Raw genomic sequence first — 21,835 nt, 5'->3', positions numbered from 1 at the left:
TGCTATATTTGAACGATTTGAATATTAACAAACATATGGTTAAACCGAAAGGTAAGTGCTTCTAATCCCGCACTACGCTTACCATTGTCAGTAATTTGAAAAAACAGAATGAATAAACTAAAAACAGGCGAATTTTACGGAAAGCATTACCAAAAGTCTGCTTTTGAAAATCTAATAATTACCGATACAGAATACACACACAGGAAAGTTGATTGGCATTATCACGAAAATCCATATTTCACGTATTTACTTCAAGGAAAACTCTTTGAATCTAACAAAAAAGAGTCCTATTATTTAGAGCCAGGAAGTTTACTGTTTCATAATTGGCAAGACTCACACTACAACATAAAACCGCCTGAATTTACAAGAGGTTTTCATATTGAACTGAATGAGAATTGGTTTTCAACTTTTGATATTCAAATAACAGATTTTGAAGGAAGTATTAATTTGAAAAGTCCAATAATAAAAAACTTAATGAACCAGATATTTATTGAGACTAAAATCAATGACCCGTATTCAAATTTGAGTATTGAGAGTAATTTGATTCATATATTTAATTCGCTAACTGAAGCAAAAAGTAGTAATTCAAGAAAGCCTACTTGGGTAAACCAACTAAAAGAATTGTTGATTGAAGAACAAATAGACCATTCCTTAAATAATTTAAGTTCAAAACTAGAAATCCATCCCGTCCACCTATCTAGAGAGTTCAATCGACATTTTGGAACAAGTCTTAGCAATTACATTCGATTGATTAAATTGAACAAAGCACTTTGCTTGCTTACTTCTAATAAATATTCATTGACAGAAATTTGTTATCAATGTGGTTTTTACGACCAAAGTCATTTCATTACGAACTTTAAGCGAATCTACAAGACAACACCTTCAAAACTTTTGAAGAACATTTCATAATGTTAATTTTATACAATTTTGAGGACTTAATTAATCTCAACTTTGCTGTTCATCATAAAATAACCAAAAATTGAGAATTAAAAACATAATAGCACTTCTTTTTCTTTTTTATTCATTTTCAACCTACGCCCAAAATATGGCAGAATATACGAGTGGTTGGGAAGGAAAAATAGAAAATACAAAGACCTTCAGCTTACAGGTAGAAATAGAAAATTTAGGACTTGAAAATGCCAAATTCAAAATTTCTAACTATCAAAATATAATCGATTATCCTTTTAATTCAAGAAGCACTTCAATATTAGAAATAGCTTTTGCTGAAAATTATTCTTTTAAAGGTCAATTATCTGAAAATGGCAAAGAGATTAATGGATTTATTAAGTCTGGGATGCTTCTTTACCATTTAAAACTAACTCAATCAAATAACAACACTTTTAGAGGAACTTGGAATCTACTAATGGTAGATGAGTTGAAATCACTTAATTTTTATTTGAGTGTTGAAAATGGAGAAGGAAATAACTATCAAGCTTATCCTATTTTTGGTGACAATAGATTTACAGGAACCTGGTGCGACAATTTTCAAAAAGAAAATGATTTGATTTCGTTTACTGATTTTAAAACTGGATTGCAGTTTAGAGGGAAATTACTACCCAATAGTATTCAATTAGGTATCTATCTTGGAAAAAATTTACTTACAGAAGTAGCACTAAAAAAGTCAACAACAGATTGGGAAATTGGCGGGTTCCAATATGAGAATAAAGCGTCTATTTTACAACTTACTAAAATGGAATTCCTGATCTCAAAGGATTCGTTACCAAACACACATTCTGTTTTAATTTCAAAAAAAGGAAAAGTAGTTTACGAAAATTATTTTGATGGCTACAACGCAAGTATCCCACACGATATGCGTTCGGCATCAAAAAGTATTTCATCTGCTATCGTTGGAATTGCAAGGGATAAATCATTATTTAAAAGAGTTGAGCAATCCATTTTTGACTTTTTACCGAATAAATATCAAATTCTAAAAGACAGTTTAAAATCAGAAATTGATATTCAAAGCCTTTTAACAATGAGTTCTGGGCTAGATGCTGACGATTATACGAGAGAGAGAAAATCATCGGCATCTGAAAATAATTACCAACCTACTGGAGATTGGACAGAAACGATTCTGAAAGCGAAAATGATAAATGAACCCAATACAAAGGCAAATTATGGTTCAGCAAATCCATTTTTACTTGGCGTTGCAATGGATTCAGTTGTTTCTGAACCTTTGGAGTTGTTTATGGACAAATACCTTTTTCAAAAACTTGAAATCTCAAATTATATCATTCAAACGGATTTGAAAGGCAACCCATATTTTGGAGGTGGGATGTACCTCACACCAAAAGATATGTTGAGATTTGGGGAATTATACCTAAACAAAGGAAAATGGAAATCCAAACGTATTTTATCTAAAAAATGGGTTAAAAACTCATTTAAAAATCACTTAACCTTAGAGAATGTACCTGAAAAAAATGGATATGGTTATTTGTGGTGGCACAACACATATCAAGTAAACGGAGAAATTATAGAATCTATTGAAGCAAGAGGAAATGGTGGGCAATATATATTTGTAATTCCTAATTTAAAAACTGTTGTTGTTGTTACATCTGGAAATTATAGAAATGGAAAAACACAGCAACCAGAAAAGATTTTTGAAGAATATATTTTACCTAACCTTGAAAATTAAAAAAAGTCAGTTGCTAACAACTCATAAGCCATTGTAACGGCTCATATACAAACCGTTGTTGCCACACATTTAAAAAAATCGAGCTATAATTTAAGAAAAAATTAAAATTGACGAGTAAAAGAAACATAAGTGAATATCACCATCTACCAATTCTTGATGGTTTAGAATTACTAAATGCAAAATCACATACATTAGATTTTCCTTATCATACACACGACACTTTCAATATTGCTTTAATTTTAGAAAACACTTTTAATATTAAACTTAATGATAAAGATATATTGGTACCTAAAGGAGTACTATCAATAGTTCATCCAAATGAAGTACACGCCACACCTTGTGACAAAGATTTAGGAAACTCATTTTTTACATTTTATGTTTCACCAGAAGCTATTAAAGATTTTAATAATGGGAAACCTGTGTTTTTTGAAGATAAAATTATCTATGACCAATATGTTTTTAATGAACTCTATTTTTTGTCAATGCATTTTAAAAATAATGAAGTCGATTTTGAAAATCGACTCATTGCTGTATTAAAATTACTTGTTACAAATTGTACTTCCGTTCAACCTATAAAATTTGCAACAAGTAAATTATTTCAATCTTTCATCAATGAAACAAACTTTGAATCTTTTTCATTGGATAAAACTGCAAGTCAATTTGGGTTGAACAAGTATAAATTCATAAGACTTTTTAAGCAGGAAACAGGCTTAACACCAAATAATTATGTCCTGTTATCTCGAATTCAAGAGAGCAAGAATATGTTAAAAGAAGGAAGGCCAATATTTAATACAGCAATTGATTGTGGGTTTTACGACCTTTCTCACTTTTATAAAAATTTCAAACGATTTACAGGTGTCAATCCATTAGATTTTAAAAATGCTTTATTTATTGGTTAGTGCAAGATTTTACAATAGTGTTTATTAAGGGTATTCTAATTTTGCTAAAAACTAAAAAACGTCAATAATGAAACAAATCTTAACCTTACTATTTATTCTCTCAATTGCTATTTCAAATGCTCAAGAAGTTATTGCTTTTGAATTAGGTGATGACAATCGCATATATTTAAAAGGACTCATTAATCAGTCTGACACCTTAAATTTGGTGTTTGATTTAGGGGCAAATATTACGGTGATTAATAAAACAAAAATGGAGGCTAAAAATGTAAATATTAAATTTGATACCATAGTAAACAATGGAGGTGGTAATGGTACTTCAAAAGAAAGTAAAAGTTTTAATAATCTAGTCAAAATAGGGACAAAAGATTACACAGGAAAGGATGTACTTGGAATATCATACCCCGAAAGTGAAAAATTAGATGGGTTAATTGGTTGGGATTTTTTCGAAGATAAAATAGTGGAAATTGATTTTGAAAGTAAAGAACTGTTAATATCTGATAAGCTACCAGAGTATTCGGATAGGTTTAGAAAATCTAAGTTGAAATTTATAAGTGGTCTTCCATATATAAAAATGATATTATATAATGGAAAGAAAAAAGTAAAGATTTGGACAATGTTAGATACTGGTTATAACTCTACTTTAAAGGTGTATTACAACACAGTAATCAAAAATAAACTCGCAAATGAATATCAAGTTATTGGCAAATCTACTAGTTTTGGTACAGATGGTACAGTTGCAAAATCGGATTACATTTTAATTCCAAGAATTGATATTGGAGGCTTTGAAATATATAATATGCCAGGTGATTTTGCAAAGACAAAAGTTGACTCAGATATACCTGCTTTGTTTGGAGGTAACCTGCTAAAACGATTTCATATTATCTTAGATTTTAAAAACAAAGAAGTTTATCTAATGCCAAATAGAAAAATTAACAGTGAGTTCTAGTTTTCAAAACTATAAATGAAAAACGTGTGGCAACATGCTAGAGGGACAGGCAATTACTCATTGCCCAAGCTGTCAGCTTAAATCTAAGAGAAAATTGTATTAAAATGAAAAATGTATTAGGAATTCTATTAAGTACCTTAATAATGTTAGGGTGTAAAAATGAAAAAAAAAATGAAAAAATCGATGAACAAGAAACAGAAATTTTTAATCAAGATTTAATCGATAAACTTGAGAAAATGTCTGTTATCGACCAATTGGCCGCCTCCAATGCATATTCACCCGAAAATTATTCCCATTTATCATAAGAAGAATGAGAAAGTATAGAATCTATTGAAGCAAGAGGAAATGGCGGACAATATATTTTTGTAATTCCTTGTTTAAAAACAGTTGCAGTTATTACATCTGGAAATTATAGAAATGGAAAAACACAGCAACCAGAAAAGATTTTTGAAGAATATATTTTACCTAACCTTGAAAATTAAAAAAAGTCAGTTGCTAACAACTCATAAGCCATTTTAACGGCTAATATACAAACCGTTGTCTCGCATATAACAAAAAAACGATAATGAAAACACCTTTTAAGATATTATTTATAATCTTCCTTACTATTTTTAGCACTAAATCTTTTTCACAGAAAATGGTTGAATATTACGAACCTTTAAAAAATGTTAGTCTAAAAGTTGGAATAAGAGAAAATGACTTTTTGCCTTTTATTCAAAAAGGTTATACTCTAATGCTTCCTGAAAATAAAGAAATTAAAGGTGTACTTATTTTTCTCGAAGATTCAAAGTATGACAAAAAGAATTTTAGCTCAAAGCAGATGTATAGTCAAGCATCTGAAAATAACTTTGCGGTATTGTCAATTTCAACTGAAATCCCTTTAGACTTTTACTTTTCTAATTCATCTATGAATTCTACTCATAATTTAATTCAAGAGGTGTTTAATAAATATAATTTACCTAATGAAAACATTTTCTTTTTAGGTGCAAGTTTAGTAGGACATAGAGCGATGAAATATATTGAATTTATAAAAAGGGAGATTATGATTTTCAGGTTAACATAAAAGGAGTTGTTATTTGTGATTTCACATTGGATTGGACAAGAAAATGGCAACAACACAAACGAGATATAAAAATCAATCGAATTGACCTTTGGGAGCCAATATTTATGAATTTTATGTTGGAAACCAATTTGAAAGGCACGCCTAAAACAGCCCAAGATAATTACCACAATTTCTCGACTTATAGCTACTCTGATGAAAATAATGAAAATGTTAAGTTTTACAAAAATTATGCTGTTAGAGCTTATATTGAGCCTAAAATAAAATATAGATTAAAAAAGTACTACAGAACCTTATATGAAAACAATTCGACTGACATTGTTGGATTTTTAGCTGAATTAGAACTTGCCGGAAATGAAAATACGGAATTAATTGTTTTACAAACAGAATATACTCAATCCGAAAATCGGAATACACAGACAACTTGGAATGAAATAAATAAAGATGAATTAATGGATTGGATAAATAAGCAAACGGAAAGATAACTAAGCAAAACAACGTGTAAAGTTTATTGCTTAAGTGTTTTCCATCTGAAAAATAATTGGCTATAAATTGTTAAGCCTTTTTTACCAACTTTAATACAAATAATCGCAACAATCCATACACAAAAACATTGTAGACAATGCAACGAAAATTCCTTTAAAGAATAATTTAATTACAAATCAACAAATGAAATTAATAAGTCAACTTTTATTATTGTCACATTTCATAACCATGATTGGTTGCAATAAATCGATTGGACAAAAAAAATCCCTATCTACTCAAGAAGGAGCACAATCCGTAGATTCTATAAAAACGGAAAATGTCACTTTCGAAAGTGAAGGAATTAAATTAGCAGGTACAATTTATAGTCCTAAAAATCCACATTCAGCAGTTGTCATTGTTCACGGTTCTGACCAAGTGCCTCGAATGACAAAATTAGCTGTACTATTAGCTCAAAATGATATTTTGGTGTTAACTTATGATAAACGTGGAGTTGGGGAATCTGGAGGAGTTTATGCTGGACCTGAAGTGGGTACCAATAACATCAGGATTGAAAATCTAAATTTATTGGCCAAAGATGCAAGTTCTGCTGTTAATGTAATCCATAAAAAAAACGAAAATTTACCTATTGGCCTTATAGGTGCGAGTCAAGCAGGATGGATAATTCCTATTACTGCTAATAAAAATGCATTAGTAGAATTTATGGTTTTATTGAGTAGTCCTACAATAACCACACTTGAACAATTGAGATTTCAGTTTTATACAAATGGGAGAACCGATTTTTGGGATAATCATACAGAACAAGACGCACGTGAACACATCAAAAATGACCCTGACAAATATCAATTTGAAGCTACTGACCCAAAAGAGAGTCTCAAAACTCTTTCAATTCCTGGTCTTTGGGTTTTTGGGGAAAAAGATATTCAAATTCCTGTGAAAATGTGTATTGAACATATTAACACCTTTAAGACACAGAACAAACCTTTTGAATATGTCCTATTCCCATCATTAGGACACAATACCAATAAAACTGAACCAATAGAAATTTCGGTTAATTGGATAAAACAAAAGTCTTTAGAAATTATGAACAATAAATAGAAATCGAATAAAACAATAAAGCTTGCCTACAACAATGGTAACCGTCAGACTGTCTCAAAAAGCACCTAATTCACCTTAAAAAAAGTGTCTAAATATTCGATTAAATAATTGATATTCAGTATATTTATACATGGAATATTTACAAGGAGAACTCAGAGGACAAACTGTACTTTTTAAAACTTGCATAGACGATATGGTACCAGAAGATAATACTGTACGTCTAATAGATCAGTTTGTCGATTCATTAAACCTAGAAGAAATGGGGTTTAATGTTCTAGCATCTAAAGGCAGACCGCCTTATAATCCCGCAGATTTACTGAAACTTTATATCTATGGTTATATGAACCGGATGAGAAGTTCTAGAGTGTTAGAAAAGGAATGTCGACGTAATATTGAGGTTATATGGTTAATGAAAACCTTAAAACCAGACCACAATACCATTGCCCGCTTTAGAAAAGATAATCCTAAAGCTATAAAACGTGTATTTAGATTTAGTGTTGAGTTGGCCAAGAACTTTAATTTAATTGGCGGTGTTTTGATAGCTGGTGATAGCACGAAGCTCAGAGCACAGAATAGCAAGAAAAACAACTACAATAAAAAGAAGATAAAACGTCATTTGGATTATATCGACAAGAAGTTAGAAGAGCATAATGCAGATCTTTCCAAAGCTGATGGTGATAAGAAAGAAGAAATAGAAAAGCAAATTAATAAGCATAAGAATCAACGCCAGAAATATGAGGCTCTTCAAAAAGAACTAGAAAAAGACAAAACTACAGAGAATCCTCAAATTTCAACCAGTGACCCAGAAAGTAAACATCAAATTGTAAGAGGATCAATAACAGAAGTATGCTATACTGCCCAAACTACAGTAGAATTAGGTATTGTAATTAAAAAAAACAAAAAGTAAATTTGAAAATTAAAACCTATTAAAATGAAAAGACTTTTATACATTCTAACAATCATAACTTTATTTAACAGCTGTAGTAAAGATGACCCAATAATTGAACCTGAAGAAAGTTTTATTGAAGGAGGTACTATAAAAATACTATCGTTAGTTAAAATTACTAATGACAATATCATTCAAGAACAGTATTCTGGTAAGATTGGAAACATTAATGTTCTCTTTTACAAAACTGATGAAAAAGAATTAACTTTTACAGTACCCAATTCTTCCGAAATTGGAGAAAATATTTTAGAAATTCCAAACTTAAATAATTTAAAAATTAAGTATGAAATTATAGATACAGAATTATTAGGAACTCCCGAAGAAAATATTTCAACTTATTTTACAAATGTTGATAATTACTTATTAACTGCTAACAATTCAAATAATGTCAAAAACTATTTTGAAAATTTGAGTAACTATTTTCAAAATACATCAGAAGATGAAAAAATTATAATGGCTAAATTTTACAAAGCAAATCAAAATCAATTTGATGCAATTTTAAACAGAGATTTTTTAAATAAAAGTTCGGGTAAAAGTTCTGTAGATGCAGGAGATATCAAAATACTTTTAAAATATGTTTCAGCTGTATTAGCTTGTGGTGTTGGAACTGCTGTAGCCATTCTAAACCCTGAACCAGTAACGAAAGCAATAGCAGCTGGAATAGCAATAGTTGCTTTTGATGTCGCAAAAGATTTAAAAAGAGATTTTGCTAATAGAAATATTTTAAAACTAAATGTTATCATAGACGGAATAAATTCTGACCTTGCTTCAAAAAGTTCAAAGAAATCTGAATTAATTCTATATAATGAGATAGAAAAATCTTTTGCTTTGCAATCGAAATCTAGAGCATTAATTAATTCTGATACAGATAACAACAATAGTAATGTTTCTAAATTTTTCTCTAACCAAAATGTTTATAATTTAGCTATTGAAAAAATAAACTCGGCAATAAGTTTTGTAAATGATAAATTATTTTTCTCAAATATTAGTTTACTTGAAATTTCTGAATTAACAGATTCTAATCCTGAAATAACAAAAAATGTTAATGATTTATTTTTTAGTAAAGCGACTTTTACAATTGAAAGCAGTAATATTAATTTAGAAAATATTGCATTTAAAGATGGAAAACTAAATATAAAAGCAAAAATTATGGACGAAAGCATAGTAAACGAGTTCGTTGAAACGAAATTGAATTATAGCTACAAAGATGATTTTAATGAAATTAGTGGTAGTTTTCCTATACAAATTTTTAAAGCGTGTAGTGATTTGGATAATATTAAATCGCAAATTATTGGTAGTTGGAGTGTTAATATTATAACACAAGAAGCTCAAAATGACCCAACCAATTACCCTTGGTATGATTTAGAAATGTTTGAAAATGGGACTGGAGAATATACAGTGGATGGAAAAAAATATGAAATGACTTGGAGTGTATATTGCGAAAACGGAAATTATTATTTCACAGATTATGGATTTTGGCACAGAGGTGGTTATGGAAATCAAATCAGTTTTCCTTTAGATAATCCAATATCTGAAATTATAACAGAGAGCAAGTTTACAGCAGGAGATGAAAGTAGAAAATTTATAAAAAAATAACGTTTGCTAATCGAGTAGACGGCTGACTACCAAAGGTAGCCAGTGCGCCTCTCACACCACCGTACCCTTCGACTGCGCTCAGGATAAACCAAGCGGGTCTCGTATACGGCGGTTCACCAAATTGAAGTTTGCTGCTTATTTATGTAATCTATCATTGGTTTATAACCTTTTCTTTTAAGCCTAGAAAGGGTAATTGTAGTTTTAAGTATAGGGCTTTGGGCTACTGCCCAACCTCCCATTCTTGTTCTACTCCAAGCATACGCTTGTCCTTCTTCGATGCCTAATTGAATGCCATTTTTACGTTTCCTCTCTAGCTTTTTCCAATTGTGCCAAATGCAATATCGTAACCTATTTCGCAACCATTCATCCAACTTTTTAAGTTTAGCATAAATGTTTGTTAATCGGTAATTATTCATCCAACCCCTGCAAACTTGATTTAGTCGCTCGAGTCTTTCTAATAAAGACATTGGTTTGGTTTTCTTGGTTAAACTTTTAAGATTGCGCTTAAACTTTTCCCAACTTGCCTGTTTTACTACTAGTTGATACTGCCCTTTTATACCTTTCTTATAGATTGGCACAAAACTGTGTCCTAGCAATTTAAAATTTACAGGTCTGCGTATACCACTCTTGGCTTTGTTTATAGGTAGTTTTAATTTGTCTCTAAGAAACAAATAAATGCTATTTCCTATTCGTTTTGCCTCGCTTTTGCTTTTAGCATAAATACTAAAATCATCCGCATAGCGAACGTATCGTAAACCTTGATTTTGCATCTCTTTATCCAGAACGTCTAATATAATATTAGACAGTAAGGGACTTATTGGACTGCCTTGCGGAATTCCTTTTCGGCGTTTATGGAGTTTTCCATGTATTGATATGGGAACTCTAAGCCATTTCCGGATTAAACGCAAGGTGGTTGAGCATTGTACTTTGTTGTAAATAAGTTGTAGTAGGATGCAATGGTCGACTTCATCGAAGAATCCTTTTAAGAAGTACTGTGGTAAAAAACAAGTAAAATCTCGTTAATTTTTCACTAACACGCTTTTATAACCATCATCATAAATTAATCCTGATTTTGCGATGGCAAATGCCTGTTTTAATAGCTTATTACAAACTGCAATTAAAGCTAATTTTTTACTCTTACCTTTTGCGACTATTCTATCATAAATTGCCTTACAAGCTTTATTATATTTACAGGCATTAAAGCTGCACATAAATAATAAGTTTCGCAGCTTTTGATTACCTATTTTACTAATTCTTGCTGGACCATTTACACTAGATCCACTTTGCCTAATCATAGGGGTTAATCCTGCATAACTACATAACTCACTGCCACTTTTAAAACGATCGAATCCATCAGTTAAAACCACTAACATTAAGGATGTTTTCTTTCCTATTCCTGGAATACTTTTCAAACGTGTTAAAACATCTTTATACACTTCATTTACCAACAATAAAAGCTTTTCTTCTATAGTATCTATTTCTTTTTTGAGTTGTCTTAAACTCCTTTTTAATGAAGTAACAACTAATTTACTAGGTTGCCCTAAAACAGCTTCTCCGTGTAATTTATTTTTTAACATAGTGCTCTGCTTTGTATATACAGAAAGTAATCTAGTCATTTGAAGACATTCTAATTGATGTTTTGAATTTCCTTGCCAAAGCTTTAAATCTACTTGTTTTGCGTATTCACAAATAAGTTTAGAATCACTTTTATCTGTCTTTATTTTAGATAGTTTCATCTGAATAAAACGTTTTACTGACAATGGATTTTCTACGGATAATACAACGCTATTCTCCTGTAAATAATACGCTAATTGATAATGATAATAACCGGTAGCTTCCATCACACAATGACTATTAAAATCCAAGAGTTTTATGAATTTTTTAAATCCAATTAAACTGTTTTTAAACTGATAGTAATTACCATCAGAATCTGTAACATCAAAAACTAAATGGCTGATGTCAATTCCAAAATATTTTATATATTTATTCATAAGAAAATGTTTTTTGAAAGGACATACTACGCGAGTTTCAACGACTTAAAATCGAGGTCTAAAAAGCCTCATAGAACTGTACGAAATCTGTGTAGAAAAGAGAGGTGATTTTCAATGTTGACGAAGTCTAAAGCTTCTGCGTATATAATAACCTTAATCCCCTCTTTTGTTCTTTCTAATTTATATGTCTAATTTAGTGTTTTTATTAAAATGCTAACTTAAGACAGTACTGGTACGGTAAACGATACACATGCATTATCTCCAATGGCACTTGACGCCAAGGAACTATTGCAACTGGATACCATGAATGTCCTCACCGATAAAGGATATACAACGGGAAAACATATTGCTATTTGCTCTCAAAACAACATCAGTACGTTTTCATCACCAAAAGCACATTCTTCGCAAAAAAATGGCTTGTTTGACATGCAAATATTTCGCTATAATAAACAAGACGATTATTACACTTGTCCTGCAAACCAAACTTTACGAACCAATGGCACGGTCTACAAAAAAGCAAATCATAAAGTAAAGCATTATAAAAACAGGCAAGCTTGCAAAAACTGTGAGTTAAGAGCACTATGTACAAAGAATAAAAACGGACGATTCATTGAGCGATCTATCTACCAAGAAGACCTTGAAGAAAACGAAAAAAGAGTCAATGAGAACCCAAACTATTACCGACTAAGACAACAAGTTACCGAACATCAATTTGGAACGTTAAAAAGACAGTGGGGATTCACTTATACACTTATGAAAGGCAACAACAATGTCTTGTCCGAAGTAAACATCATGATGATTTGCTACAACCTTAGAAGACTCATGTCTATTTTTTCGCCAGAAGACCTAAAAACCAATCTAAAAGGGATTTTACACTACTTTTTTAACCTATATCGACTTTTTAAAGCTGTTTTAAGCTCAAAAAAACATGTTGGATTAACTATTCTCTAAAGCAAAAAGCAAAATTAAAGTCGCTTAAAAACAGTTTATTTAGTAAATATCACTTATTTTAGTTTTAAAACAGGTTTCTGCACAGACTCACGTTGTGCCCAATTAAAAAATTCCCTTACATAAGATAATTTAGATTAATGATTGTATATTTGATAGTATCAAATGATAGTATCAAAAATGAAACCACCATACGAAATAACGTCTTCTATTTTAAAGTTAATAACTTCAATTTCGGAAAAAATAGGGGAAATAAATGCTAATTTATTAAATAAACCTTCACCTAAATTAAGAAAGCAGAATAGAATCAAAACAATCCATTCTTCTTTAAAAATAGAGGGAAATAAACTTACTGAAGAACAAATAACAGCTCTTTTAGAAAACAAAAGAGTTATTGGTCCCAAAAAAGATGTTCTAGAAGTTTTAAATGCAATTAAAATCTATGAAAATTTAGTAGAATACAATCCTTCTAATGAAAAGTCCTTTTTAAAAGCACATCAAAACTTAATGGAAGGTTTAATTGAAAATTCCGGAAAATATAGAAATCAAAGTGTCGGAATTGTAAAAGGCTCAAAAGTTGAGCATTTAGCACCACCTTTTGGAAATGTTCCATACTTAATGAAAAACCTTTTTGAATATTTAAAAAAGTCTAATGAAATTGAATTAATTAAAAGTTGTGTTTTCCATTACGAAATGGAATTCATACATCCATTTTTAGATGGAAATGGTAGAATGGGAAGATTATGGCAAACTTTAATTTTAATGGAAAAATATCCAATCTTTGAGTTTTTGCCTTTTGAAACTTTAATTAGTAAAGACCAAGACAAATATTATAAAGCTTTGGCTGAATCTGATAAATCGGGGAAATCGACTAAGTTTATTGAATATATGCTAAATGTAATTGACATTTCAATTAGTGAATTATTAGATTTTAATAATCGAACACTAAATGAAAAAGACAGATTAGAATATTATGTTTCATTGAATAAAACTGAATTTACAAGAAAAGATTATATGGATATTTTTAAAGACATCTCTTCAGCGACAGCAAGTAGAGATTTAAAAAAAGGAGCTGAATTAGGCTTATTTGAAAAAATTGGAGAAAAAAATAAAACAATTTACCGTTTAAAATAACTGGGTACAATTGAGTAGACGGCTGACTACCAAAGGTAGCCAGTGCGCCTCTCATACCACCGTACCCTTCGACTGAGCTCAGGATAAACCAAACGGGTCTCGTATACGGCGGTTCGTAAATCATCACACCAAAGCTCTTTGCACCCTCGGCACTATCTTCTAGTTTAGGCATAGGCTACCACTAGTGCTCCTATACGAATTTTGAAGAGAATTACGTTCAGTCCTTCCTTATTTTTGAGTCCTCTGTGATTTCTATTCACAGCTCGTTTCCTGTAAGTACTATGACTTCTGCTGACTTCTCTATACAGCCAACTCGTAGCTCTAGAGACCTCCCCAGGTAATGGCATCTTCTTTTACTCAATCCCTGCCGTATCTACATAAGTACCTTTTTGATGTTCGTGGGGCGTTACAATGATGTGCTTGCTTACCCAAATACTTATGCCTCTGTACCTGCCTGCCGGCAGGCAGGTACGGTTTCTGTTCGTCAGTACCGAGTTTTGTAGTTCCGCTTCCTTCAGTTCTAACCTCGCGGTTAACAACCTTGCGACTTACTAATGGTTCAAAGCGTTACCCTTGCCCATAAGGGACTTGCACCCTCTAGATTAATTATTTATCTTTCGATAAATTAAAGACGCCCATGCTGGGCACACACACGGTGTATAATTCATTGCTAGTTAAAGCCTACTTACGAAAGTCCTCGCGGACTTTCTATCTGTGATTTATTTGCTAACTTTAGTGCTTAAACACGCAACGAAATCATACACAAACACGTTAGCAGTAAGCTGAGACCAAAAATCCGCAAAAAGAATACAAACATCCTGAATTTGTATTATCTAACAACCAATATAAAAAAACAACTTTGCACCCTAATAATTTCAAATTCAACAAAATGAAACAGACAATTTTAATTACAGGTGCAAGTAGTGGCATTGGAAAAGAAACTGCAAAGTTATTTCAATCTAAGGGCTGGAATGTAATTGCTACAATGAGAAACCCTGATAAGGAAAAGGAATTAAAACAATTAGCAAATGTTTTGGTCTCCCAACTTGATGTTTTAGATGTAGCTTCCATTCAAAATGCATTTAAAGAAGGGCTTCAAAAATTTGGCAACATTGACGTATTGCTTAATAATGCTGGTTATGGTGCATATGGACCATTGGAAGCATTTAGTCGAGACCAAGTTTTAAGACAATTCAATACCAATGTTATTGGACTTTTAGATGTCACCAAGACCGTTTTACCACACTTTAGAAAAAACAAAAAAGGCATTATTATTAATATTTCTTCTATAGGAGGCAAAATGACTTTTCCATTGGGTTCATTATACCACGGAACAAAATTTGCAGTTGAGGGTATTTCTGAGTCGCTTAACTATGAAGTAGAACAATTTGGTGGACAAGTAAAAATTGTTGAACCAGGTATGATTGCAACCGATTTTTCTGGCAGGTCTTTTGATTTTAGTAATGATGAATCTATGGCTGAATATCAAAAAATTGTAGGTGCATTAATGACAGCAATGCCCACAATGGGAGAAAATGCTTCGCCAGCAAGTGTGGTGGCAGAAGTAATATTTGAAGCGGCAACAGATGGAAAAAATCAATTAAGATATACAGCTGGAGAAGATGCTAAAATGCTTATGGCAAACCGTAACCAATATGATGATGCTACATTTATTGGCGGTATCAAATCACAATTTAGACTTTAAAATAGTAGAAACATGGATCCAATTGTAAAATATTTCAATGCCGAAAAAGCCGAAAGCCTATTATTTATGGGTTTCGGTGTTTTCGCTATCATTTTATCGGTCTACTTTTTCTTTTTTATGAAAGAAAGTTTTTGGAAAGGTTTAGCCATTCCGTTAGTGTTTTTTTCAATCATTCAAATAGTTATTGGGACAACAATTTTTATGAGAAGTCCAATAGACAATTTAAGAGTTGAGACCATCTTAAAAAATGAACCCCATAAAATTCAATCAGAGGAAATTCCACGAATGGAGAAAGTGATTAAAAACTTTGTTTACTATCGCTATTTTGAAATTTCAATGATTTTTTTAGGCATCATTTTAATGTATGCTTTATCAAGTTATGGATTTTGGAAAGGCTTTGGTTTGGGACTTTTTATACAATGTACTGTTTTACTATCTTTAGACTTCTTTGCTGAAAAACGTGGTCACTTTTATATTGAACATTTAAAAGAATTAGTTGAGAAAAAATGAAAGAAATAATCAATCTTCATAGCGTTGCAGACTTATATAAATTATTCAATTTAGGCAATAGTCATCATCCGTTAGTAGCCGTTTTAGATTTTAGTAAAGTAAGTGAGCAAGTTGAGGAATATTCTAAAATCACTACTGACTTTTATTCAGTCATGTTTAAAAACTATTGCAAAAACAATATCAAATACGGCAGAAAAGCAATAGATTTTCAAGACGGTAATTTAATATGTATTGCACCTAACCAAACTATTGAAATTGATAATGAAATTGAACCTAATGAGAATATGATGGGTTGGGGTTTGTTTTTTCATCCTGACTTAATTAGGGCAACTTCATTAAATGACAAATTGAAAAGCTATAGCTTTTTTAATTATGAGGTATCAGAAGCACTTCATCTTTCAGACAAAGAGAAAAATATTTTATTTGAATGTGTCCAAAAAATTCAGACCGAACTTCAAGAAAATATTGATGTGCATAGCCAACACATTATTGTTTCAACCATTGAATTATTATTGAATTATTGTTCAAGATTTTATGGCAGACAAATGATTACAAGAAGCCAAACAAACAAGTCGATTATGGCTCAAATAGAAACCATTTTAAATAATTATTTTGCTACAACTAATGTAAAAGAACAAGGTTTGCCAAGCGTTAAGTTTTTAGCTGAACAGGTAAATTTATCGCCTAGTTATTTAAGCGACCTATTAAAAAAAGAAACAGGTAAAAACGCTCAAGAACATATTCATTTTTACCTAATAGAACAAGCAAAAACTTATTTGATAAATACAGAAAAAAACATCAATGAAATTGCTTACAGTTTAGGATTTGAATATCCACAATATTTTAATAAACTATTCAAACAAAAAACAGGTAAAACACCACTGGAATATAGAAACTTAAATTAAAAAAGCCTACTGCTAATCGAGTAGACGGCTGACTACCAAAGGTAGCCAGTGCGCCTCTCACACCACCGTACGTACGGGTCTCGTATACGGCGGTTCACCAAATTGAAGTTTGCTGCTTATTTATGTAATCTATCATTGGTTTATAACCTTTTCTTTTAAGCCTAGAAAGGGTAATTGTAGTTTTAAGTATAGGGCTTTGGGCTACTGCCCAACCTCCCATTCTTGTTCTACTCCAAGCATACGCTTGTCCTTCTTCGATGCCTAATTGAATGCCGTTTTTACGTTTCCTCTCTAGCTTTTTCCAATCGTGCCAAATGCAATATCGTAACCTATTTCGCAACCATTCATCCAACTTTTTAAGTTTAGCATAAATGTTTGTTAATCGGTAATTATTCATCCAACCCCTGCAAACTTGATTTAGTCGCTCGAGTCTTTCTAATAAAGACATTGGTTTGGTTTTCTTGGTTAAACTTTTAAGATTGCGCTTAAACTTTTCCCAACTTGCCTGTTTTACTACTAGTTGATACTGCCCTTTTATACCTTTCTTATAGATTGGCACAAAACCGTGTCCTAGCAATTTAAAATTTACAGGTCTGCGTATACCACTCTTGGCTTTGTTTATAGGTAGTTTTAATTTGTCTCTAAGAAACAAATAAATGCTATTTCCTATTCGTTTTGCCTCGCTTTTGCTTTTAGCATATATACTAAAATCATCCGCATAGCGAACGTATCGTAAACCTTGATTTTGCATCTCTTTATCCAGAACGTCTAATATAATATTAGACAGTAAGGGACTTATTGGACTGCCTTGCGGAATTCCTTTTCGGCGTTTATGGAGTTTTCCATGTATTGATATGGGAACTCTAAGCCATTTCCGGATTAAACGCAAGGTGGTTGAGCATTGTACTTTGTTGTAAATAAGTTGTAGTAGGATGCAATGGTCGACTTCATCGAAGAATCCTTTTAAGTCAATATCTACAATATCCTGATAGCCATCATTGATGTATTGCTGGGCTTGTAGTACTGCTTTTTGGATGTTCTTATGTGGGCGAAATCCGTAACTAAAGGTTTCAAATTCGTATTCGAACTTAGTCATTAATTGCTGACTTACTGCCTGTTGTAACCATCTGTCTACTACCGTTGGTATTCCTAAAAGTCAAGTTTTACCTTTTCCTTTAGGGATCGTTACTCCTAAAATTGCTTGTGGTACATAGCTATTATTACAAATGGATAGCAGTAGTTCTGACCTATTTTCCCTAATGTATTCAGGGAGTTTTTGATGAGACATACTGTCTATTCCGCTTGCTCCTTTATTGCGCATAACTTGACGTGCTGCTTTATAAAGATTCGTAGCTTCTAATACTTGGGCAATCATAGTTTTAAATAATTTGTTTACTCCTGTTGCGCTAAGACTAGGCTAGCAATGCCTCCTAGTCGAATTGCAACGTAATTTAATGTTCTGTCCTTCCTTACTTGTGAGACCGTGAGGGTTTTTCCCTCCTCATTTCCTGTAAGTACTATGACTTCTGCTGACTTCTCTATACAACCAACTCGTGGCTCTAGAGACCTCCTCAGGTAATGGCATCTTCTTTCTCTCAATTCCTGCCGTATCTGCATAAGTACCTTTTTGGTGTTCGTGGGGCGTTACAATGATGTGCTTGCTTACCCAAATACTTATGCCTCTGTACCTGCCTGCCGGCAGGCAGGTACGGTTTCTGTTCGTCAGTACCGAGTTTTGTAGTTCCGCTTCCTTCAGTTCTAACCTCGCGGTTAACAACCTTGCGACTTACTAATGGTTCAAAGCGTTACCCTTGCCCATAAGGGACTTGCACCCTCTAGATTAATTATTTATCTTTCGATAAATTAAAGACGCCCATGCTGGGCAAACACAATGGCTATAAAAAATAGGCGAAATATCAATAATATCAAGGGTATTCGCTCGTATCGAACTTTGTGCTTAGCCGAAAGTTTGGTGCTTCAAAATCGTCTACTTTTCATATACTAACCGTTGGCAAAATTTACACACGAATTTTGAATTAAAATCGAGCTCTCGCTCGATTTTTTTTTATCAAATGATTTAACTATTTTTAACCGTCATTTGAAAAAACAGATTTTATTCTTTATGAGTATTTACCTTAAGCGAATTTTACCTTTCATTATATTCTTATTAGGGAATTACTGTTATGGGCAATATTCTATCTCTGGATATCTAGATACTCCAGAGAAAAACAAACGAGTATATCTATGTTTATTACAATTTGATGAGGTAAACAGCATTTCACCTGACCAAATTATTACTTCAACACTAACTGATAGTTTGGGCTATTTTTCTTTTGAAGGAAGTTTACTATCAGACAAGCATGCACTTTACCGTATATATGCCAATTTAGATGAAGATGTTGAGGGTGTACAAAAATACGATATGGAGGACCTTAAGAACTTTGATAATTTTATTTTCTCCAATAAAGATACCATCGTCTTTGAAAGGAATAGTAAATTCTGGTTTTCCAGTAATCGCAATACCAACCCCATTAACAAAGAATGGAAAGCCTATGGATCGTATACTGAAAAACTACGCCAAGAATTCTCAGATTTTAACAATCAGAAAATAAACAGTCAAACTACTGAGCAATATCTAAGGGAATTAAAGTCTTTTGTAATTGAGAAAAAAACACATCCCTTAACTACTTTAATTTTGCTAGGAAGCATACCAAAAAATTCATTTAAAAAAGACTTGAACAATGACCCAGAATTCTACGTTCAACTTCTAGGTCAACTTAATAACTATTATGATAATTCATTTTATGCACAACAGTATAAATCCTTTTTGGATGATCTGTATAAGTCTGAAACCAGAGAAGAATTGGCCTTCTTTAAAAAGTTGAGTTATGGTTTAGCTATTTTATGTCTTTTGTTTTTTGCTGGTATTCTATTAATGTTCCTAAAATTAAAACAAGCTAGAACTATACAACAGACTCCAGTAGATTTTAGTCTCACCACTCAGGAAGAAAAGGTAGCCGAGCTTATGGTTGCTGATAAAACCAATAAAGAAATTGCTGCGGAACTCTTCATTTCCTTAAATACAGTAAAAACGCATATTCGCAATCTATACGCCAAATTAGAAGTGAGCAATCGTGCGGAATTTGTAGCCAAATTTAAAAATCACCCCCAGGATTAGCCCCCAAATCATCCGCGGTTTTCCTGAATTTTCTTACATCGCCATTTAAATTTGTTCAAAAAACAATCAAAATGGACAAAAAATTAATCACACTAAAAATCATGTTGTTTTTAACAGCAATGGTTTTTGGTCAAGCGACACAAACAATCAAAGTAATTGTACCGAACAAAACTGACGACGTTTATATAACGGGTAATCAGGAGGCATTCGGAAATTGGAATCCTAATCACGTGAAAATGGAAAAAATATCTGATTATGAGAGAAGCATTTCTATAGATCTTACCTATCCAGCTGAATTTAAATTTACAAAAGGAGATTGGAATTCTGAAGGAATCATAAAGACTTTAAATAACAATCCAAACCAGAAACTAGAATCATCAGAATCAAAAAACATCTTCACCATTAAAGGATGGTCCAATGCTCTTGACGGAGATGCTTTAGGTTTAGATTATAAAATTGAATTTTTACCTTCTCAATATGTTTTGGGTGGTGGTAGACAAATTAAAATTGCACTACCCAACAACTACGACCCAAAGAAAAAATACCCTGTATTTTATATCACCGATGGTGAATGGAGAAACTTTGAAGTAGCTAAGAACTATTTAGAAAGCATGGCAGGTGATCCTTATGGAATTGTTCCAGAAACCATATTGATAGGAATAATTCACGGAAACAGCAATGGAGAATCCAATAGAAATAAAGATCTGGATGTTTTATATGAAGAGACTGGACAACAGTTTAAAAACTTCTTATTCAAAGAGTTGATTCCTTACATAAACCAACAATACAGTACTTCTGGATTTAATGTCATGATAGGCCATTCTAATGGCGCTGAATACAATCACTACTTATTTCTAGAGGAAGACAATCCGTTTCGAGGATTTCTATCAATATCTACCAATTTCTTCGGTAAAAGAAAAAATAAAGATGTGGACACAAGAATGGCCGAAGCATTTAAAAACTACAATGGTAATCCTTTCTATTATTTTGTAGCCAATGCCTCTTACGATTCAACTGACAGAATTGAGGCTGGTGATCAGTATGAAAAAATGTACAATACAAATGCAAATCCCAAGATTCAATTTCAAAAGAATTTGTATTCCAAGGACCATAATTCATTAGTTCCTGAAAGTTTATTTGATGGAATACGATTTGTTTATAAAGACTACAAGGTTTTAGAAAAATATAAAACTTTCTACGATTACAGAGATAACTATATAGCTGATATGAGAAATCTATACGGTTTAGATATAAAATATAGTTCACGTCACCTAGAAAGTCATTTGATGAACATCATAAGCAATAAAAAAGTAAATGAATTAGATGCGTTATTAAAATTTGTAGAAACTCATAAACTATGGAAAAATAAAGTAAAAAAAGAACCAGGAGGTTTTGATGCTATGAACAAGGGAAATTTTTATTATCACTCAAAATCTACTAGTAAAGCTATGGAGCAATATGAAAAAGCATTTAATCAATTAGATATTACTGTTGAAAATGAAGTATATTTTGGAAATTTTAATAACATAGTTAATGGATACAAGCAATTGAAAGAGTACAAAAAATTGGTAACACTATTGATAAAAAGCAGAGATTACGCAACAAAAAACACAATTTGGGAAAAAGGCAATAAAACTACCTTGTTAAAACTGAACTTTCTCATTGCAACTTTATCTGCAGAGCATAACATCTTCAAAAAAGAAGGTAAAAAAGCAAAACAATATTGTATTGACAAGTACTTCAAAAACAAGCTTTTTGATTTGGATGAAATGAAGCAATTGAGCATTTAAATTACTTTAAA

19 protein-coding genes and 2 pseudogenes are annotated in these 21,835 nt (G+C 31.8%); 17 read left to right on the top strand and 4 right to left on the bottom strand.

All coding sequences use genetic code 11. From position 1 onward, the window contains the following. Positions 1–108 precede the first annotated feature (108 nt). From K8354_RS16115 to K8354_RS16070, 10 genes and pseudogenes are all read left to right on the top strand, one after another. Entirely contained in the window at positions 109–909 is an 801-nt protein-coding gene (locus K8354_RS16115) for a helix-turn-helix domain-containing protein (RefSeq protein WP_223442988.1), read from the top strand. Between the two features lie 136 nt (positions 910–1,045). Then, positions 1,046–2,635 carry a serine hydrolase domain-containing protein gene (locus tag K8354_RS16110; RefSeq protein WP_223442986.1) on the top strand — a complete coding sequence of 530 codons (1,590 nt, stop codon included), beginning with the start codon at positions 1,046–1,048 and terminating at the stop codon, positions 2,633–2,635. Between the two features lie 107 nt (positions 2,636–2,742). Continuing rightward, entirely contained in the window at positions 2,743–3,534 is a 792-nt protein-coding gene (locus tag K8354_RS16105) for an AraC family transcriptional regulator (protein ID WP_223442982.1), read from the top strand. A gap of 67 nt (positions 3,535–3,601) precedes the next feature. Beyond that, on the top strand, positions 3,602–4,480 hold the full coding sequence (locus K8354_RS16100) for a pepsin/retropepsin-like aspartic protease family protein (protein WP_223442979.1): 879 nt from the start codon (positions 3,602–3,604) through the stop codon (positions 4,478–4,480). Positions 4,481–4,584: 104 nt separating this feature from the next. Beyond that, on the top strand, positions 4,585–4,785 hold the full coding sequence (locus tag K8354_RS16095; RefSeq protein ID WP_223442976.1) for a hypothetical protein: 201 nt from the start codon (positions 4,585–4,587) through the stop codon (positions 4,783–4,785). Positions 4,786–5,045: 260 nt separating this feature from the next. Further along, positions 5,046–5,543, top strand: a complete 498-nt coding sequence (locus tag K8354_RS16090; protein WP_223442973.1) for a hypothetical protein — start codon at positions 5,046–5,048, stop codon at positions 5,541–5,543. A 26-nt stretch (positions 5,544–5,569) separates the two neighbouring features. Next, entirely contained in the window at positions 5,570–6,025 is a 456-nt protein-coding gene (locus K8354_RS16085; protein WP_223442970.1) for a hypothetical protein, read from the top strand. A gap of 184 nt (positions 6,026–6,209) precedes the next feature. Beyond that, positions 6,210–7,121: an alpha/beta hydrolase family protein gene (locus tag K8354_RS16080; protein ID WP_223442968.1), complete on the top strand. Its 912-nt coding sequence runs from the start codon at positions 6,210–6,212 to the stop codon at positions 7,119–7,121. Positions 7,122–7,251: 130 nt separating this feature from the next. Next, positions 7,252–7,995, top strand: a pseudogene (locus K8354_RS16075) (transposase); the annotation flags it as partial. Positions 7,996–8,052: 57 nt separating this feature from the next. Continuing rightward, positions 8,053–9,663, top strand: a complete 1,611-nt coding sequence (locus K8354_RS16070) for a hypothetical protein (protein WP_223442965.1) — start codon at positions 8,053–8,055, stop codon at positions 9,661–9,663. 113 nt (positions 9,664–9,776) lie between these two features. Here K8354_RS16070 and K8354_RS16065 read toward each other — a convergent pair whose 3' ends face one another. Beyond that, a complete protein-coding gene (locus K8354_RS16065; protein WP_437440132.1) occupies positions 9,777–10,601 on the bottom strand; it encodes a reverse transcriptase domain-containing protein in 825 nt (274 codons plus the stop codon). Positions 10,602–10,682: 81 nt separating this feature from the next. Next, positions 10,683–11,654, bottom strand: a complete 972-nt coding sequence (locus K8354_RS16060; RefSeq protein WP_223442962.1) for an IS110 family RNA-guided transposase — start codon at positions 11,652–11,654, stop codon at positions 10,683–10,685. A gap of 240 nt (positions 11,655–11,894) precedes the next feature. Here K8354_RS16060 and K8354_RS16055 point away from each other — a divergent pair. The 5 genes and pseudogenes from K8354_RS16055 to K8354_RS16035 all read left to right on the top strand — a co-directional run. After that, positions 11,895–12,605, top strand: a pseudogene (locus tag K8354_RS16055) (transposase); the annotation flags it as partial. 177 nt (positions 12,606–12,782) lie between these two features. Continuing rightward, complete coding sequence (locus tag K8354_RS16050) at positions 12,783–13,736, top strand: Fic family protein (RefSeq protein ID WP_223442955.1); 954 nt, start codon at positions 12,783–12,785, stop codon at positions 13,734–13,736. An 889-nt stretch (positions 13,737–14,625) separates the two neighbouring features. After that, a complete protein-coding gene (locus tag K8354_RS16045) occupies positions 14,626–15,441 on the top strand; it encodes an SDR family oxidoreductase (protein ID WP_223442953.1) in 816 nt (271 codons plus the stop codon). Between the two features lie 12 nt (positions 15,442–15,453). After that, on the top strand, positions 15,454–15,951 hold the full coding sequence (locus K8354_RS16040) for a hypothetical protein (protein WP_223442950.1): 498 nt from the start codon (positions 15,454–15,456) through the stop codon (positions 15,949–15,951). Continuing rightward, positions 15,948–16,856 (top strand): helix-turn-helix domain-containing protein, encoded by a 909-nt coding sequence (locus K8354_RS16035; protein ID WP_223442947.1) that lies wholly within the window; start codon positions 15,948–15,950, stop codon positions 16,854–16,856. Before K8354_RS16040 ends, K8354_RS16035 begins: the two co-directional genes overlap by 4 nt. A gap of 94 nt (positions 16,857–16,950) precedes the next feature. Here the strand turns inward: K8354_RS16035 and K8354_RS16030 are convergent, their stop codons facing one another. Both K8354_RS16030 and K8354_RS16025 read right to left on the bottom strand, forming a co-directional pair. Then, positions 16,951–17,952: a reverse transcriptase domain-containing protein gene (locus K8354_RS16030; RefSeq protein WP_254713027.1), complete on the bottom strand. Its 1,002-nt coding sequence runs from the start codon at positions 17,950–17,952 to the stop codon at positions 16,951–16,953. Positions 17,953–18,012: 60 nt separating this feature from the next. Beyond that, the gene (locus K8354_RS16025) at positions 18,013–18,231 is read right to left on the bottom strand and encodes a hypothetical protein (RefSeq protein ID WP_223442946.1); all 219 of its coding nucleotides are present in this window, start codon (positions 18,229–18,231) and stop codon (positions 18,013–18,015) included. Positions 18,232–18,978: 747 nt separating this feature from the next. Here K8354_RS16025 and K8354_RS18740 point away from each other — a divergent pair. Together K8354_RS18740 and K8354_RS16015 are read left to right on the top strand one after the other, a co-directional pair. Beyond that, positions 18,979–20,034 carry a helix-turn-helix domain-containing protein gene (locus K8354_RS18740; protein ID WP_302850515.1) on the top strand — a complete coding sequence of 352 codons (1,056 nt, stop codon included), beginning with the start codon at positions 18,979–18,981 and terminating at the stop codon, positions 20,032–20,034. Positions 20,035–20,105: 71 nt separating this feature from the next. Next, positions 20,106–21,824 (top strand): alpha/beta hydrolase-fold protein, encoded by a 1,719-nt coding sequence (locus K8354_RS16015; RefSeq protein ID WP_223442943.1) that lies wholly within the window; start codon positions 20,106–20,108, stop codon positions 21,822–21,824. Positions 21,825–21,835: the final 11 nt, after the last annotated feature.

The sequence above is a fragment of the Polaribacter litorisediminis genome (assembly GCF_019968605.1).
GTDB lineage: Bacteria > Bacteroidota > Bacteroidia > Flavobacteriales > Flavobacteriaceae > Polaribacter > Polaribacter litorisediminis.
Note: the sequence above shows the minus strand (reverse complement) of the source record. Positions and strands in the feature narration are given on the sequence as shown.